Origin of the sequence: Pseudoalteromonas sp. TAE79 (genome assembly GCF_000498015.1) — a bacterium.
Taxonomy (GTDB): domain Bacteria; phylum Pseudomonadota; class Gammaproteobacteria; order Enterobacterales; family Alteromonadaceae; genus Pseudoalteromonas.
In genome coordinates this window covers 1-15,163 of the sequence record NZ_AUTL01000280.1, presented here as the reverse complement: position 1 = coordinate 15,163, position 15,163 = coordinate 1, and the positions used below count along the sequence as shown (strand labels likewise).

The 15,163-nt window shown below is 40.3% G+C and carries 12 protein-coding genes; 4 read left to right on the top strand and 8 right to left on the bottom strand.

Features of this window, described 5'->3' with window-relative positions:
• Positions 1-109 precede the first annotated feature (109 nt).
• The 7 genes from L655_RS0123270 to L655_RS0123240 all read right to left on the bottom strand — a co-directional run bounded on the left by L655_RS0123270 (position 110) and on the right by L655_RS0123240 (position 4,533).
• On the bottom strand, positions 110-562 hold the full coding sequence (locus tag L655_RS0123270; protein ID WP_024606431.1) for a GNAT family N-acetyltransferase: 453 nt from the start codon (positions 560-562) through the stop codon (positions 110-112).
• 60 nt (positions 563-622) lie between these two features.
• Positions 623-1,216 (bottom strand): DUF2238 domain-containing protein, encoded by a 594-nt coding sequence (locus L655_RS0123265; RefSeq protein ID WP_007583339.1) that lies wholly within the window; start codon positions 1,214-1,216, stop codon positions 623-625.
• A gap of 61 nt (positions 1,217-1,277) precedes the next feature.
• Positions 1,278-2,069, bottom strand: coding sequence for an SDR family oxidoreductase (locus L655_RS0123260; RefSeq protein WP_024606430.1), 792 nt, complete (start codon positions 2,067-2,069; stop codon positions 1,278-1,280).
• A 60-nt stretch (positions 2,070-2,129) separates the two neighbouring features.
• On the bottom strand, positions 2,130-2,633 hold the full coding sequence (locus tag L655_RS0123255) for an Mpo1-like protein (RefSeq protein ID WP_010553511.1): 504 nt from the start codon (positions 2,631-2,633) through the stop codon (positions 2,130-2,132).
• An 83-nt stretch (positions 2,634-2,716) separates the two neighbouring features.
• Entirely contained in the window at positions 2,717-3,124 is a 408-nt protein-coding gene (locus L655_RS0123250; RefSeq protein WP_024606429.1) for a hypothetical protein, read from the bottom strand.
• A gap of 71 nt (positions 3,125-3,195) precedes the next feature.
• The gene (locus L655_RS0123245) at positions 3,196-3,870 is read right to left on the bottom strand and encodes a Crp/Fnr family transcriptional regulator (RefSeq protein ID WP_024606428.1); all 675 of its coding nucleotides are present in this window, start codon (positions 3,868-3,870) and stop codon (positions 3,196-3,198) included.
• 3 nt (positions 3,871-3,873) lie between these two features.
• Entirely contained in the window at positions 3,874-4,533 is a 660-nt protein-coding gene (locus tag L655_RS0123240; RefSeq protein ID WP_241764550.1) for a hypothetical protein, read from the bottom strand.
• Between the two features lie 687 nt (positions 4,534-5,220).
• On the opposite strand from L655_RS0123240, the gene L655_RS0123235 reads away from it, so the two are divergent.
• The 3 genes from L655_RS0123235 to L655_RS0123225 all read left to right on the top strand — a co-directional run bounded on the left by L655_RS0123235 (position 5,221) and on the right by L655_RS0123225 (position 11,320).
• Positions 5,221-8,187 (top strand): TonB-dependent receptor, encoded by a 2,967-nt coding sequence (locus L655_RS0123235; protein ID WP_024606426.1) that lies wholly within the window; start codon positions 5,221-5,223, stop codon positions 8,185-8,187.
• A 102-nt stretch (positions 8,188-8,289) separates the two neighbouring features.
• Positions 8,290-9,840: a tryptophan halogenase family protein gene (locus L655_RS0123230; protein ID WP_024606425.1), complete on the top strand. Its 1,551-nt coding sequence runs from the start codon at positions 8,290-8,292 to the stop codon at positions 9,838-9,840.
• The gene (locus tag L655_RS0123225) at positions 9,833-11,320 is read left to right on the top strand and encodes a tryptophan halogenase family protein (RefSeq protein ID WP_024606424.1); all 1,488 of its coding nucleotides are present in this window, start codon (positions 9,833-9,835) and stop codon (positions 11,318-11,320) included. Before L655_RS0123230 ends, L655_RS0123225 begins: the two co-directional genes overlap by 8 nt.
• Positions 11,321-11,369: 49 nt before the next feature.
• Here the strand turns inward: L655_RS0123225 and L655_RS0123220 are convergent, their stop codons facing one another.
• On the bottom strand, positions 11,370-13,949 hold the full coding sequence (locus L655_RS0123220; protein WP_024606423.1) for an exo 1,3/1,4-beta-D-glucan glucohydrolase: 2,580 nt from the start codon (positions 13,947-13,949) through the stop codon (positions 11,370-11,372).
• 239 nt (positions 13,950-14,188) lie between these two features.
• Between L655_RS0123220 and L655_RS0123215 the strand changes: the two genes are divergently transcribed.
• Positions 14,189-15,163: family 1 glycosylhydrolase (locus L655_RS0123215; protein ID WP_024606422.1), on the top strand; the 975-nt coding region annotated here is incomplete at its 3' end.

Below are 15,163 nucleotides of genomic sequence, written 5' to 3'. Positions count from 1 at the left end.
ATATATTTTAGTGCCTATTTGTCTTTTTGCATTTGTCACATATATGATGCTATCAAGCTTAAACACCTAACAAGAACATTAGACGGAATTTGCTCTTCGCCCCCGTTTATTAGGTCTCACGATTATTTTTACCATACACATTCTCAGGATTTATTTGCATTAATAGTGCGGGGTTATCTATTGGTTTAAACCCGTATTGTGCATAAAGCCCGTGGGCATCAGAAGTCGCTAATAAAAAGCGCCTGAGCCCTTGCAGCTCAGGGTGCTCCACTATCGTTTTAATAAGTAACTTACTCAGCCCATTACCTTGCAAGTGCGGGGCAATAAATACATCTGCTAAATAGGCAAAGGTTGCTTTATCGGTCACTACTCGGGCAAATCCAACTTGTTCGTTATGAGCGCTGTAAACACCAAAGCACATTGAGTTATCAATAGCCGATTGCATCACGCTTTTAGGAATGCCTTTGGCCCAATAGCTATTAGCAATAAAGTTATAAATAACGTTAAAGTTAAGTTTGCTTTTGTCTGTGCTAATTGAGTAGTTACTAATGTTTGCTGTCATACGTTAGTAGTCTTTTTTATCAATGTTTTTATAAACATTTCTATAGAACGTTCCTATAGCCTATAAATAATCTTTAACGTTTTTTAGCTGTTTGTCGTGTACTTTTGAAAGTACTAATAGCGAGCAAATAGCCCCAAATAACGCCAGTCCCATATCTGATTGGGTATCCCACACGTAACCTTGCGTGCCTAAAAACGCTTCTGCGTTTTCGCCGCTTAACACTGCAACCCACCACTCTATTAATTCGTAAAAGGCGCTAAATGCTAAACATACCGAAATAACAAAGGTGATTAACCAGCCTCGACCATTTACTACTTTTTTGCGCAGTAAAATTTCGCGTGCTAGTAGTGCAGGTACAAACCCTTGAAAAAAGTGCCCTACTTTGTCGTAGTTATTACGCTCGCTACCAAATAGATTATCGAAAAAAGGGACTTCGGCGTAGGTGTAATGCCCGCCAATCATCAGCACAATGCAATGCGCTAAAATAAATGTATATAAAATAGGAGTAAGTTTAAAGTGGCTATAGGTACTTGCTAGCAGCACTAAACCAATAATTGCGGGGATAACTTCAAGCAGCCATGTAAATTGATCTTTTGGGTTAATACCAGACCAAATTAATACAATAAAAAACAGGCTCAGCCATAAATACTTCATTTAGAATCCTTTTCTAAATTGATCAAATTTACGGCATTTTACGCTTTTGAAATAAACGACGCTACCTATAGTTTGTTTTTGCAGTAATGCGATTAAACAAAGTAGGAAAAAAGCGCTTAATTGTAGGCGCCCAACCACTTAAACCTTTGCCAATAATCACTTCGTCTTTTTTATCGCTAATGGCACGAATCATTTTTGAAGCCGCTACGCTTACATCCATGCCATTTTCTATCGATTCTTCTGGTTTATTTTGCGCTATGCCTTGCTCGTTTAGTGAGTTATGCGCAATTGCTGTTTTAATAGAGCCTGGGCAAATTGTTAAACAATGAATATTATGTTGTGCTACTTCTGCACGTAGGCAATCCATAAAACCAACCACCGCATATTTTGAACCCGAATAACCCGTTCTAAATTTTGAACCAACTTTACCCGCCACACTACTAATAGACACAATTGAGCCACTGCGCCTTGCCACCATAGTAGGCAATACAGCTTTAGTAAGAGCAATTAAGCCAAAGTAATTAACCTCCATTAATTGGCGATACACGTTAAAGTCGTTTTCTAAAAATAAGCTACGCTGCGATACGCCGCCGTTATTAATTAAAATATCAATTGCAGGAAACTCACTCATTTTTGCTGTTATTGTGCTCAGTACGTGTTCTGGCTTGGCTAAATCAAGCGGCACAACTAAGTGCCCTTCGCCTTTAAGCGTTGCCTTTAAATCGTTTAGTTTATCTACATTGCGCGCCGATAAAATAACGCGCGCTCCAAGCTCGGCAAATTGTATAGCAAGCTCTTTACCAATACCTGACGATGCCCCGGTGATCCACACGGTTTTATTATTATATTGCATGCGTTATCTGCCCTTTTATTGTTATTTATTAGGTTTTATAAAGGTACTTAGTAAAGTATTTTACGCCTTTGTAGGACCTGCTATTGCGTTTACTTCATCTTCTAATGTTTTGTAAAAACCCATTAAAAATAGTAGTTCAACAGTTACGTACAAAGGGCCAATAATTAAACCAATTAAATCATCTACAAACGCCGGTTTTTTACCTTCGTAATAGTGCCCAATAAACTGTAATACCCAGCCAAATACAAACACACCTACGCCAATACTCAACCAAGGCCAAAACGCCATTGCCGCAATAGGCTGAGCACCAACAAGGAGTAAAGTGAATATCACGGCCATAATAAAGCCAAGCGAAAAGCTTAGCATAAAATAATAAACAACCGACGCTAATACAAAAAGTTGTGCACCATCAATTACTACACTACCAAGGGGTATTTGAATACGCGCTAGTAAACACAAGGCTGCAAATACAATCAGCGGAATACCAATAAAGTGCGTTAGTACATTACGTTTAGAACGATGATACAAACCATATTTACCAAGTTGCTGTTGAAGTGTTTTCATTGTTTTGCCTTTATTTTATATATAAAACTTACTTTAGCAAAAGTAAGCACAGCAACAATGTCAGGTATCCGACATTTTGTAAATTAAACAAATGCAGAAATTATTTTACCCAGCTTATGCTCACCTTTCATATCCGTTCGCTCGCGCCCTTTTTGATACTCTTGCTCAAGCATTTTTTGAAGTTCCTCTATTTTATCAACAATTGCGCTAGGGTCTGCGTCCTCACTTTGCTGTTCTTTAATGAGCTCTTCTATTGTTGCTTTTAGCTCGTCTATTTTGTCTTTGTTTACACCTAAGCGCTGATAAACCAGCGCTTCTTGGGCACTTTCTAAAAACGTTTGATCTTTAGGCGTTGAGCTTATGCCTTTAACACCATTTGGTTTTTCATTAGGGAGGGTATTAGTTGCCGCAACTTCGCTTGAACCTGCCGCTTTATTTACTGTTGGAGAGTTATAATTACTATATTGATTTTTAAAGGTTATTGTAGTCATTAGCTCAAATCCATTGTTGCATTACATATTATGTAGCAATTTTGGTTCCAACTAAATAAAGCAGCTTCTATTTAAGCTTGTGTAGCACGGGCCTGTAACTTTTGTTTATCTAAAACAGTTATGCGTTGATACCCCAAACTAATAGCTTGTAAGCTAACAAGCTGTTGCAGTATTTGATTAATAGTTTGGCGCGTTAGGTAGGTCATATCAGCAAGTTGCTGCTGAGATAAAACAAGCGGTGTTAAGTGCTCTGTATGTTCGCTAAGCATTAAAAGTCGATTGCATACTTTTTGCTCAGCGCTTAGTAATGCGTGATCTTCCATTGAGGTAAACATTAGGCGTAACTTTTGTGCCAGCAATAAACCAAACTCTTGCCAATATTGTGGCTGTTCGTTTAATAGCTGTTCAAGCGCGCGTTGGGGCACGTAAAAAAGCACAACATCAGTTTGTGCATATACATCGTGAGTGCGCAGGCCACCATCAAACAAGGTAACTTCGCCAAACCACAGTGATGAATCAATAAAGCTCAATACGGCTTCTTTGCCTTGGTTACTTACGCCACTAATACGCACCACGCCGCTAAGCACTGCATAAATTCCATCGTGCTTATCACCTCGCAAAAATAATGACTGCTGAGCCTTTAGCGAGAGAGTTTTGCCCTGCGTTAGTAAAAAGCTTTTTAAATAAGCGCTACGGTTTTTAAACCAATGCCCTTGCTCTATTACGTTTTGCTGCTGTGGAGTCATTATTTACTGCATTTGCTTATTAAATGGCTGTTTTTCGCTAACCAATTTTTTAGGGAAATTTAAATCGGTTGCTATAACAAAATCATCGTAAGGATCATTACCCGAAAACAGCTCAGTTATTAATGCATCGTTTTTATAAACATTAACGGTTACACCGCTGCCCATACCGCCTGAGTTAATAATATAGTAGTGATATTCGCCATTACTAAAAAATAAAATACTCTCGCCAATACGCCCTACTTGCCTGTAGTAACTACCAAATGGTGCATCTGGTGTTGCTTCTTTTTCAAGCCCTATGTCATTTACTCTACCAAATCGATAACTAAGCGATGAGTCATCTTTTGCAACGCAAATAGAAAGCACTTTATCGGTAGGCTCTAACTTATAGGCTGTACTTACATCTGGGTTACGCACAACTTTATGCATTTTTGCGTTAATGTAGGCTGCTTCATTACTATTACAATGTGTTGCTAGCATACCGACTACTAAAGCGGGTTCGTTTGTTTGAGCTGCTGGAGGCGTGTTTACTTTGAGATTAGAGGGTGAGTTACTTACATTATTATTTAGCTGAGGACTACCTTGAATTGCCATACTTTGGTCGTCACAACCAAACAATGCAAACAAGAAGAAAGAATAAAAGCTCGCTAAAAATTTAATGCGCATAATAAAATCCATCTATGAGAGAGCCTTTAAAATAGCGATAAAACTAGCGACTCGCAACACCTTATGCGCAATACTTTATAAGTTTATTTTTAAACCATCTTCTGCAAAAACTACGTTACTTTTTAGTGATTTAATTAACGATTTTTTAAACAACTACTGGTTTTTAATGACCGATTCATAAACTGAGATAGAACCGCCGCTTGATGCGTTTTCATCAATTGCGTTGTACATAATCACTACATCGGCATTTTTGCTAAGTTAGCAAATGTACCTATTTTTTGTTGAGTGACCAACGGCCAATTTATTAATTTTAGCTAGTATTAAAAGCTGATTTAAACACCTTATAAAAGTGTGTAAATAACTAAATTAATCAATAATTGGTTTTCTTATAATAAAATGTTGTTACCGCACTATTCAAACGGTTTTTTATAACCAATTGTAATTTATAATTTAAATAAAATTAAATCCAAAAAACATACATTTTAAAAACAATTTAGTCTCATTTTATTAAAACAACAGTTGACCCTATTCAAAATATAAACTAGCATTTCTGGAAGCGCTTCCACAAAATCTAGTTAAACAGATTTTTCTGGAAGCGCTTCCACACATTTGACAATGTTTATAACTACACAATAACAGCCCCATACAAGCTGTTAATAATAATGATAAAAGCGCGAGGGAAACCGAATGTCCAACCATATTGTAAGAAAAACAAAGATAGCAACCAGCCTATCTCTGATTTTAGGCGCATCAATCTCTTTACCTGTATATGCACAAGAAGCAAATACAGATGTTGAAGTAATTCAAGTTACTGGTTTTAAAAGTAGTATTAAAGAGTCTACTCGTTTAAAACGCGACGCCGCAGGCGTTGTAGATGCTATATCAGCTGAAGATATTGGTAAATTTCCAGATACCAACTTAGCCGAGTCGCTACAGCGTATTACGGGTGTGTCGATTGATCGCTCAAATGGTGAAGGCTCTAAAGTAACGGTTCGTGGTTTTGGCCCCGACTACAATATGGTAACCCTAAACGGGCGTACAATGCCGGCGGCATCTTTGCCTGCAGGCGGTGGGACACCTAGCTCTCGTGCATTTGATTTTGCAAACTTAGCGTCTGATAGCGTTAAATCGGTTGAAGTATATAAAACGGGTAAAGCAAGCATTGCATCAGGTGGTATTGGCGCAACAATTAATATTAATACCGCTCGCCCGCTCGACAATCCAGGCTTTGTTTCAAGCATTGGCGTAAAAGCATTACACGACTCAACAAACCGCGTTGGTGATGACATAACACCAGAGCTTTCGGGCTTAATTAGCTGGACCGACAGTGAAGCTAAATTTGGTGCCTCGTTAACTGCAAGCATGCAACAGCGCGATAGCTCATCAACAGGTGCGTTTGTAAATCAATGGAATACATCTGCTTTTGACGGCACAATCCCCCAAGCAGCAGACGATATTGTTTTAACTAATGCACCCGCCGTTGGCCAGCTTTATTCAATGCCATCAGATTTGCGCTACACCATTGCCGACAGAGAACGTACGCGTACAAACGCGCAATTAACGCTGCAATACAGCCCTATTGACGATTTAACAGCCACGCTTGATTACACATATTCTAAGCAAGATTTATTCGAAGCCCGTGCTGAGCAATCAATTTGGATGGATAACTACAAAAGCGCGCTAACATTTGACGACAACACGGTAAAAACTCCTATTTATTACCGAGAAGAACGTCGCGATCAGCAAACACGCGATTTAGGTTTAGCGTTTCAAGAGTTAAACCAAGTTAACCAAAACGATTCTATTGGTTTAAACGTTGAGTACTATTTCAACTCAGAATTGAGCTTTATGTTTGATGCGCACAATTCAAAAGCCACTAGCAAACCAGATGCACCTTACGGCAGCTGGGTAAACGCAGGCTTGGGCGCAAACGTAGTTAACGCACAAGAAGTTGATTTTAGCCGTGAGCTTCCATCAATGAGTATCGATTTTGATGATTGCCGCCGAGACAACCTAAATTGTAATAACACATTAGATGCCTCTGATGTGGGTACGTCTATTTTAGATTCTAACTTTGCTCGCCAAGAATCTGAAATCACAGAATTTAGAATCCATGGTAAATACGAAATTGAAAACGGCGCAATTGACTTTGGTATAGAGTCTCGCTCTATGGAAAGCCATTCACTGCAATCACTTACACGTAATACAATGGGTAACTGGGGTATAGAAAACCCAGGCGAACTACCTGATGGCTACCTAAACCCAACAAACTTTTTAGCTGAGTTTGACGACTACGATACATCGGGCTCGTTCAACCAAGGTTATACTGGCAGCGCATCGCAAATTGGTTACTGGGCAGGTGAAGAATACGGTTTTAACTTTGCAGCCGATGGCGCATTTGCAACAAACCGCACCATTGAAGAAGACATAACCGCTGCGTTTGTGCAATTTACTTACAACGGTTACATTGGCGATATGCCATACAACATTGTTATTGGCGCGCGCCAAGAGTCTACCGACATTACCTCAACGGCTAATATCGATTTACCTAACGCAGTAGCGTGGGAAGGTAATAACGACTTTAATGTTCGTTTTGGCTCAGCTAAAGAAGATTTCACGCTTAAATCTAGCTACGATCACTTTTTACCAAGCTTTGACTTTGACATAGAAGTAATTGAAAACGTAAAAGCGCGTTTTTCTTATAGCACGACAATTGCTCGCCCAACTTACGATAACTTAAGTTCAGCAGCGACTGTTGGTGTACCAGGTGCCCCTACTCTTTTAGCGGGTTCTTCACCGGCTACAGCGTCAACGGGTAATCCTGGTTTAGTGCCGCTAGAATCAGATAATATTGATGTATCGGCTGAGTGGTACTTTGCAGAAACTAGTTATGTGTCGGTAGGTTATTACACTAAAGACATCGAAAACTTTATTGGTTTAACACCAATGACGCAAAACTACTACGGATTACGCGATGCAACAGCGGGTCCTCGCGCACAAGCTGCCATTGCTGAGCTAGAATCTCGCGGACTTGCCCTAACCGATTCAAACTTATTTCAAATGGTTGCCGCAACAGAAAACAATGTTGATTTTGACTCTATGACCTACGAAGAGTTTGAAGCCGCCTACGATGTAATTGCTAACAGCGATGACCCATTACTAGAATTTACAGCACAAGTACCTACCAACAATAAAAATGCCACAATTGATGGTTTCGAAATTGCCTTTCAGCACTTTTTTGGTGAAAGCGGTTTTGGTGTGCAAGCAAACTACACCACTGTTAATGGCGACATAGACTTTGATGTAAACGCTGACCCTACTACAACACAATTTGCACTAGTGGGTTTAAGCGATACAGCTAACTTTATTGCAATGTACGAAAACGATGATTTTCAAGCACGTATTGCTTACAACTGGCGTGATAAGTTTTTAAATAGCGCAGCTCGATACGTAAACGAGCCAGGCTTTACTGAAGAATATTATCAAATCGACTTTAATGTTGCGTACAACTACAGCGAACAACTATCGTTTTTTGTTGAAGGCCTTAATATTACTGAACAAAACAGCCGCGAACATGGCCGTACGTCAGTACAATTGTGGAACCTACAACAGCTAGGTGCACGTTACAATATTGGTATGCGTTACAACTTCTAAAGGTAATACAAAGTAAAGCCGTTAGTTTTTACTAGCGGCTTTTTTGTATTTAAAACAGTATTAATGCTAGTTTAATTGTTATCAACTTTAGGGTGTTAACTCATGACCAAACCAATAACAAAAATAGTCGTTTTAGGTGGTGGTACTGCCGGCTGGCTAAGCGCAGGCTTATTAGCCGCCGAACACCCGCACCTTAATGTAACGTTAGTGGAGTCGGCAAACGTGCCTATATTGGGTGTGGGCGAAGGCACATGGCCGTCAATGCGTAACACGCTGCAGCGCATTGGCATTAAAGAAATTGATTTTATAACCCAGTGCGACGCGTCATTTAAACAAGGTTCTAAATTTATAAATTGGCGCAACCTCAGCGAGGGAGAAAACTACTACCACCCTTTTATGAATCCACAAGGCTACGAGCACACTAATTTACACGCCAGCTGGCAACGTATTGCACCTGATCAAAAATTTGCCGACGTTGTTAATATGCAAAGCTTTGTATGCCAAGCAGCACTTGCACCAAAGCAATTACAAACACCCGAATATGCAGCGGTCACCAACTATGGCTATCATTTAGATGCGGGTAAATTTGCTGAGTTTTTAAAAAATCACTGTGTTAAAAATCTAAACGTTACACATATTATTGACGATGTAACCGAGGTTATTAACGACGAACATGGCTATATTGCTTCATTAAAAACAAATAATAATGGCGATATAACAGGTGATTTATTTATAGATTGCTCAGGCTCTCGTGCTCGTTTAATTGGTGAGCATTTTAATAGTGAGTTTATAGCGCAAGATCATATTTTATTTAATAACAGCGCTGTTGCGGCGCAAATACCTAATGCACACATCGATCAGCCAATTGCCTCTGCTACGCTATCTACAGCGCAAAGTAACGGCTGGATTTGGGATATAGCCCTGCCAACACGCCGTGGTACAGGTTATGCATTTAGTAGTAAATATCAAAGCGATGAAAGCGCAACAAATACACTAAAAAGCTACATAGCCAAAACTACCAGTGAGCAACAAGCTGAGCAACTTACCTACCGTGTATTAAAATTCAGCCTTGGTTACAGGGAACAATTTTGGATTAAAAACTGTGTTGCCGTGGGTATGTCTGCTGGCTTTTTAGAGCCGCTTGAAGCGTCAGCTCTTGCTATGGTTGAACTTTCAATTAGCATGATAAGCGAGCAACTACCGCAAAACCGCACCCACATGAGCCAGCTTGCAAGTCGTTTTAACAGCCGCTTTAGCACTCGTTGGCAGCGCGTTATTGAATTTTTAAAACTTCATTATGTACTAAGCGAGCGCGACGACACTCCCTATTGGCAAGATATTAGTAATTTAAATACCGCACCCGAGCGCCTGCAAAACTTACTTAAACTTTGGCAATTTCAGCCCCCTAGCCGCTTTGATTTTATTGAAAACGAAGAAGTGTTTTCATCAAGCAGTTACCAATACGTTTTATATGGCATGGGCTTTAATACACAAGCAGTATCTGCACAAAATACATTTAACGACCCACGTGCTGGGGATTACTATTATCAGCAAAATCGCGAAAAAATAGCGCAGTGTTTAAATGGACTGCCAAGTAATCGCGCGCTTTTAAATCATCTTTTATCAAATAATGGGCAGCCAAATAATGACTAAAACAAACGCTGTTAAAAACGTAGTAATTGCTGGAGGCGGCACTGCAGGTTGGATGGCCGCAGCGGCACTTGCTAAACTAGTTGGTAACAATATAAACATAACCCTTGTTGAATCTGACGATATTGGCACTGTAGGTGTTGGCGAAGCAACAATTCCGCCTATTCGGACATTTCATAAATTGCTGGGTATAAACGAGCAAGCATTTATGAAAGCCACTCAAGCCAGTTTTAAACTCGGTATTAGCTTTGAAAACTGGGGCGATGAAAACACGCGTTATATTCACTCATTTGGCGCAACGGGCAAAGAATGTTGGGCGGGTGAATTTCATCACTTTTGGCTGCAAGGTAAAGCACTTGGAATAAACAACCCATTTGGCGATTACTGCTACGAGCTGCAAGCGGCTAAAGCCGGTAAGTTTGCGTTTAATCAGCAAAACCCTATTAACTATGCCTACCATATGGATGCCACGCGTTACGCGCAGTTTTTACGTGAATTTTCAGAGCCACTGGGTGTAAAACGCATTGAAGGTAAAATACAAAAAGTAGTAAAAAACCCTAAAACGGGCCATATAGAATCATTGATTTTAAATAATGGCGAGCACATTAACGGCGACTTTTTTATTGATTGCACTGGCTTTAGAGGCTTATTAATAGAGCAAGCATTACATACTGGCTACGAAGACTGGTCGCATTTACTACCGTGTAACAGCGCCATTGCGGTGCAAACAAAATCAACCAGCGAGACCGTATTACCGCTTACCCGATCTATTGCCCACAAAAGCGGCTGGCAATGGCGTATACCGCTGCAAAACCGTGTCGGCAACGGATTAGTTTATTGCAGCCAATATATGGATGACGAGCAAGCCAAAGCGCTCTTATTAAGTAACATTGAGGGCGAGGCGCTTACAGAGCCACGTATTATTAAATTTAAAACAGGGCGCCGCTTAAAAGGCTGGAATAAAAACTGCCTAGCGCTTGGCCTTGCCAGCGGTTTTGTAGAGCCACTTGAGTCCACCAGCATTCACTTAATTATGTCGGGTATTATTCGCTTTATGCGTTTATTTCCGTTTAATGGCATTACCAATCACGCCATTGACGAATACAACAAACAGCTTAAAAGCGAAATTGAAAATATTCGCGACTTTATTGTGCTGCACTACAAAGTAACTAATCGCGATGACAGTGAGTTTTGGCAGCATTGTAATGCCATGGAAGTGCCAAAAACACTTCAGCATAAAATTGATTTGTTTAAACAAACCGGCCGTGTATTTTTAGATGATGGCGACATTTTTAGAGTCGATTCATGGGTGCAAGTTATGCTTGGTCAAGGCATTGAGCCTAATCAACATCACTTAATAGCCAGCATGATGAGCGACGAAGAACTCACCCGTTTTTTACACGGTATTAAACAGCAAATAGAACAGCGCGTTAGCCAATTACCGCCTCATCATGAGTTTTTAAAGCAGTATTGCCCAGCATAAAAAACCCTTATTACTAAGGGTTTTTGGTACACACAACAACTTTTACGTTTTATTCTTCACACTTAACCACGGCGCTTTTAGCGCTTTGTGGTTTAAAGCTAATATCTGAAACTGAAACGCTAAGCTCTCCTGCTGTTTTAATAATAAAAGGGCTGGTTACTCTGGCAAAATCAACGCCCTGTTTAGCAAAACACGTTAAATCTATACTCATGGTTTGCCATGTATTTAAATCAGCATTTTCAAAATCACTGGTAATATCAAGCTCGCCACCACAGCCTTGTTCGCACTTCATTGCAAGGTATGTATGTGAGCTAGGTATTTGGTTTACTTTATAGCTAAAGCTAAGGGCGGAATTTGCTTCAATGTAGGCCACTTTGTCTTCGGTAAAGTTACTATTAATTTCGATATAGCTGGGTGCAGTGCCATCAAAATTAAATTGCATCGCATCTTCTTGAATCGCTTTGTCTTCAGTACGATAAGTAATGCCGCCAAGCTTTACACTATTACTTGCTACTTGGTGCTGCTCGCTGTTTGAATTTAAAAACAAACGCCACGGTGTTTTAAAGCTGCCATTAAATATAGATAGCGGCGCAAGGTTACTAATATCAACACCTGAGTCTTCATTTAGATTATTGCTAAGCGTACTTTCATCTTTATACGTTAAGCCAAAGCCATAGGGTAATAATGGTGAGTAATTAGCATCGCCCTTATTTACTGCGGTTTGTAGTGGCGATTTAGGCCACGAGAACGACAATTTACCTTTAAAGTCATACTGTACCTTCCCATTTTCATCCGCTAATAAAACATCAGCAATGCCTTGTCCTTCAGTGCCAGGAAGCCATGCTGCTACAAATGCATCTGACGCGTTTAGCTCGCTGTTAACCCACATTGGTCTGCCCGATATAAACACCGACACCACCGCAATACCTTGCTGCTTCAATGTTTTTAATATTTTAAGAGAGCGTTTATTGTTACGTTCAAACTCAAGGTTGTCTTTATCGCCATGCCCCTCTGCGTATGGTTCTTCACCGAATACAACAATGGCTACATCGGGTTTGCTAGTAAATTCACCCGTTGGGCTTAAAATAGCGTTACCGCCAGCAGCCTCTATTTGCGCTTTTAACCCCGCATAAATAGACGTTGCCCCAGGGAAATCTGCATTTTGATTATTAGTTCCCTGCCACGTAATACTCCAACCGCCCGATTGCTTGCCTATGTTATCAGCCGCATCGCCTGCTATAAGTATGTTGCTTGACGGGTTAAGCGGTAATAAATGGTTGTTGTTTTTAAGCAGTACTAACGACTCTTTTACCGCTTGGCGGGCAATATCGCGATGTGCTTGCGCACCTATTAATTCTAATTTACCTGAATATTTTCGATTTGCAGGGCTTGGTTTATCAAATAAACCCGCGCGTAATTTAACGCGTAAAATACGTGCTACGGCGTCATCTATTCGCGCCATTGTTATTGTGCCCGCTTTTACTTGTTTAATTGTATTTTCATAAAGTGGTTTCCAAGCACCCGTTGGCACCATAAAAATATCAAGCCCGGCATTAACAGCTTGCGGGCAGCTTTCATTTGTACAGCCGGCAACTTGTCCGTGTCCGTTCCAATCGCCTACAACAAAGCCATCAAAACCCATTTTTGTTTTTAATACATCGGTAAGTAAGTATTTGTTGCCGTGATTTTTTTTACCATTCCAGCTATTAAACGATGCCATAACCGACTGACTACCTGCGGTTAAGCCACCTATATAACCTTGCGCATGAATGTTATATAACACCTCTTCGCTATCAATGTTATCGCCTTGATCGTCACCATCTACTGTGCCGCCATCGCCTAAAAAGTGCTTAACGGTACTAATTACGCGTTTGTCACTTAAAAAGTCTTCATCGGCTCTGCCTTGCAATCCGTTTACAATTGCGGCTGAATACTCACGTACAATTGCAGGGTCTTCTGAGTAGCCTTCGTACGTTCTGCCCCATCGGTCGTCGCGCACCACCGCAACAGTCGGTGCAAACACCCAATCTATGCCTGTTGCCATTACCTCTATTGCAGTAGCTGCTGCAATGCGCTCAATTAATGCGGGGTTATTAGCAGCACCTAAACCAATATTGTGCGGAAATAACGTCGCTCCAATCACATTATTATGGCCATGTACTGCATCAGTGCCCCACATGGTTGGAATTTTACTGCCATCAATTGAGTCATCAACCGATGCTTTATACATGCTCTCAGCAAGCGTTATCCAATCTGCAGGCGTTGCATGCTTATTAGCATTTGGGAACGAGCCACCGCCATTTAAATACGAGCCAAAACCATATTTACGCATGTCTTCAACACTAATATCGCGAATTTCAGGTTGGATCATCTGCGCTACTTTTTGCTCAAGCGTCATTGTTTTTAAGTACTGTGCAATCGTATTTTCAATTTCAGGGGTTTTAACTACTTTGCTTTTAAGCGTTGGCCAAAGTGATAAATCACCTTGCTCATGCTCAGCCTTTTTGACTACGGCGCTTTGGCTATTATTTGCGTTAATCTCTTGTTTGTTACACCCACTTAAAACGCACAATCCTCCTATTAAAATAGGGAGCATGTGTAACCTGTTAGTGTTTAAGCTTTTTTTCATTTTTATAGCCCTGTGTTGTGTCAGTGTGATTTTGTGAGCGCCTATTTGTTATTTAAATTTAACTATTGACCTGTTTAACAATAGCCACTAACCTAAATATGGAAGCGCTTCCTTAAAGTTATTAAATACCATACTTAGTGATTAATCAAATTAAATATGGAAGCGCTTCCAATAATAAATTTAATATACGCTCTATACAAAGCAAACTTTACCAAAAAAGAAGCAGAGGTTTTCTCTTAATGAAACAATTATCTTTACCTAGTGGCTCACCACTTTTAGCCAAAAATTTTACTTATGGTGTAGCTACGGCCTCATTTCAAATTGAAGGCGGCGCAGCTGATCGCTTGCCATGTATTTGGGATACCTTTTGCAGTAAAGAAGGCAAAATAGTCGATAATTCAAATGGCGATGTAGCCTGCGAGCACTACACTCGCTGGAAAGACGATATAAACTTAATTGAATCATTAGGTGTAGACGCTTACAGACTTTCTATTTCGTGGCCGCGCGTAATGACTAAAAGCGGTCACTTAAACCCGACAGGCGTTAAGTTTTACACCGACATTTTAGATGAATTAAAACGTCGTAACATTAAAGCTTTTGTAACGCTATACCACTGGGATTTACCACAACATATTGAAGATGAAGGTGGCTGGCTAAACCGTAACACCGCTTACGAATTTGCACATTACACAGATTTAATTACCAAAGCTTTTGGGGAACGTGTGCACTCTTACGCCACCTTAAACGAGCCTTTTTGCAGCTCTTACTTAGGTTACGAAATAGGCGTACATGCACCTGGCATAGTAGGTCGCGAATTTGGTCGTAAAGCCGCGCACCACCTATTACTGGGTCACGGTTTGGCTATGCAAGTACTTGCTAAAAATAGCCCAAATACACTAAACGGTATTGTACTTAACTTTACGCCTTGTTACTCAGTTACCCAAAGTGAAGACGATTTAAAAGCTACTGCATTTGCTGATGACTATATAAACCAATGGTACATGCAGCCTGTAATGCAAGGTAAATACCCTGATATTATTAAGCAATTACCTAAAGCCCACCGCCCAGATATTTTAGATGGCGACATGGAAATAATTGCTCAACCACTAGATTACCTAGGGGTTAACTTTTATACCCGCATGCATTATCAAGCAAGCGATACCGACTTTTACCATGAGCTGCCACATAAAGCACCAATGACCGATATAGGCTGG

Excerpts from the sequence above, each read along its gene's own strand:
- L655_RS0123270 (WP_024606431.1), bottom strand. The coding sequence starts at position 562 with ATGACAGCAAACATTAGTAACTACTCAATTAGCACAGACAAAAGCAAA.
- L655_RS0123265 (WP_007583339.1), bottom strand. The coding sequence starts at position 1,216 with ATGAAGTATTTATGGCTGAGCCTGTTTTTTATTGTATTAATTTGGTCT.
- L655_RS0123260 (WP_024606430.1), bottom strand. The coding sequence starts at position 2,069 with ATGCAATATAATAATAAAACCGTGTGGATCACCGGGGCATCGTCAGGT.
- L655_RS0123255 (WP_010553511.1), bottom strand. The coding sequence starts at position 2,633 with ATGAAAACACTTCAACAGCAACTTGGTAAATATGGTTTGTATCATCGT.
- L655_RS0123250 (WP_024606429.1), bottom strand. The coding sequence starts at position 3,124 with ATGACTACAATAACCTTTAAAAATCAATATAGTAATTATAACTCTCCA.
- L655_RS0123245 (WP_024606428.1), bottom strand. The coding sequence starts at position 3,870 with ATGACTCCACAGCAGCAAAACGTAATAGAGCAAGGGCATTGGTTTAAA.
- L655_RS0123240 (WP_241764550.1), bottom strand. The coding sequence starts at position 4,533 with ATGCGCATTAAATTTTTAGCGAGCTTTTATTCTTTCTTCTTGTTTGCA.
- L655_RS0123235 (WP_024606426.1), top strand. The coding sequence starts at position 5,221 with ATGTCCAACCATATTGTAAGAAAAACAAAGATAGCAACCAGCCTATCT.
- L655_RS0123230 (WP_024606425.1), top strand. The coding sequence starts at position 8,290 with ATGACCAAACCAATAACAAAAATAGTCGTTTTAGGTGGTGGTACTGCC.
- L655_RS0123225 (WP_024606424.1), top strand. The coding sequence starts at position 9,833 with ATGACTAAAACAAACGCTGTTAAAAACGTAGTAATTGCTGGAGGCGGC.
- L655_RS0123220 (WP_024606423.1), bottom strand. The coding sequence starts at position 13,949 with ATGAAAAAAAGCTTAAACACTAACAGGTTACACATGCTCCCTATTTTA.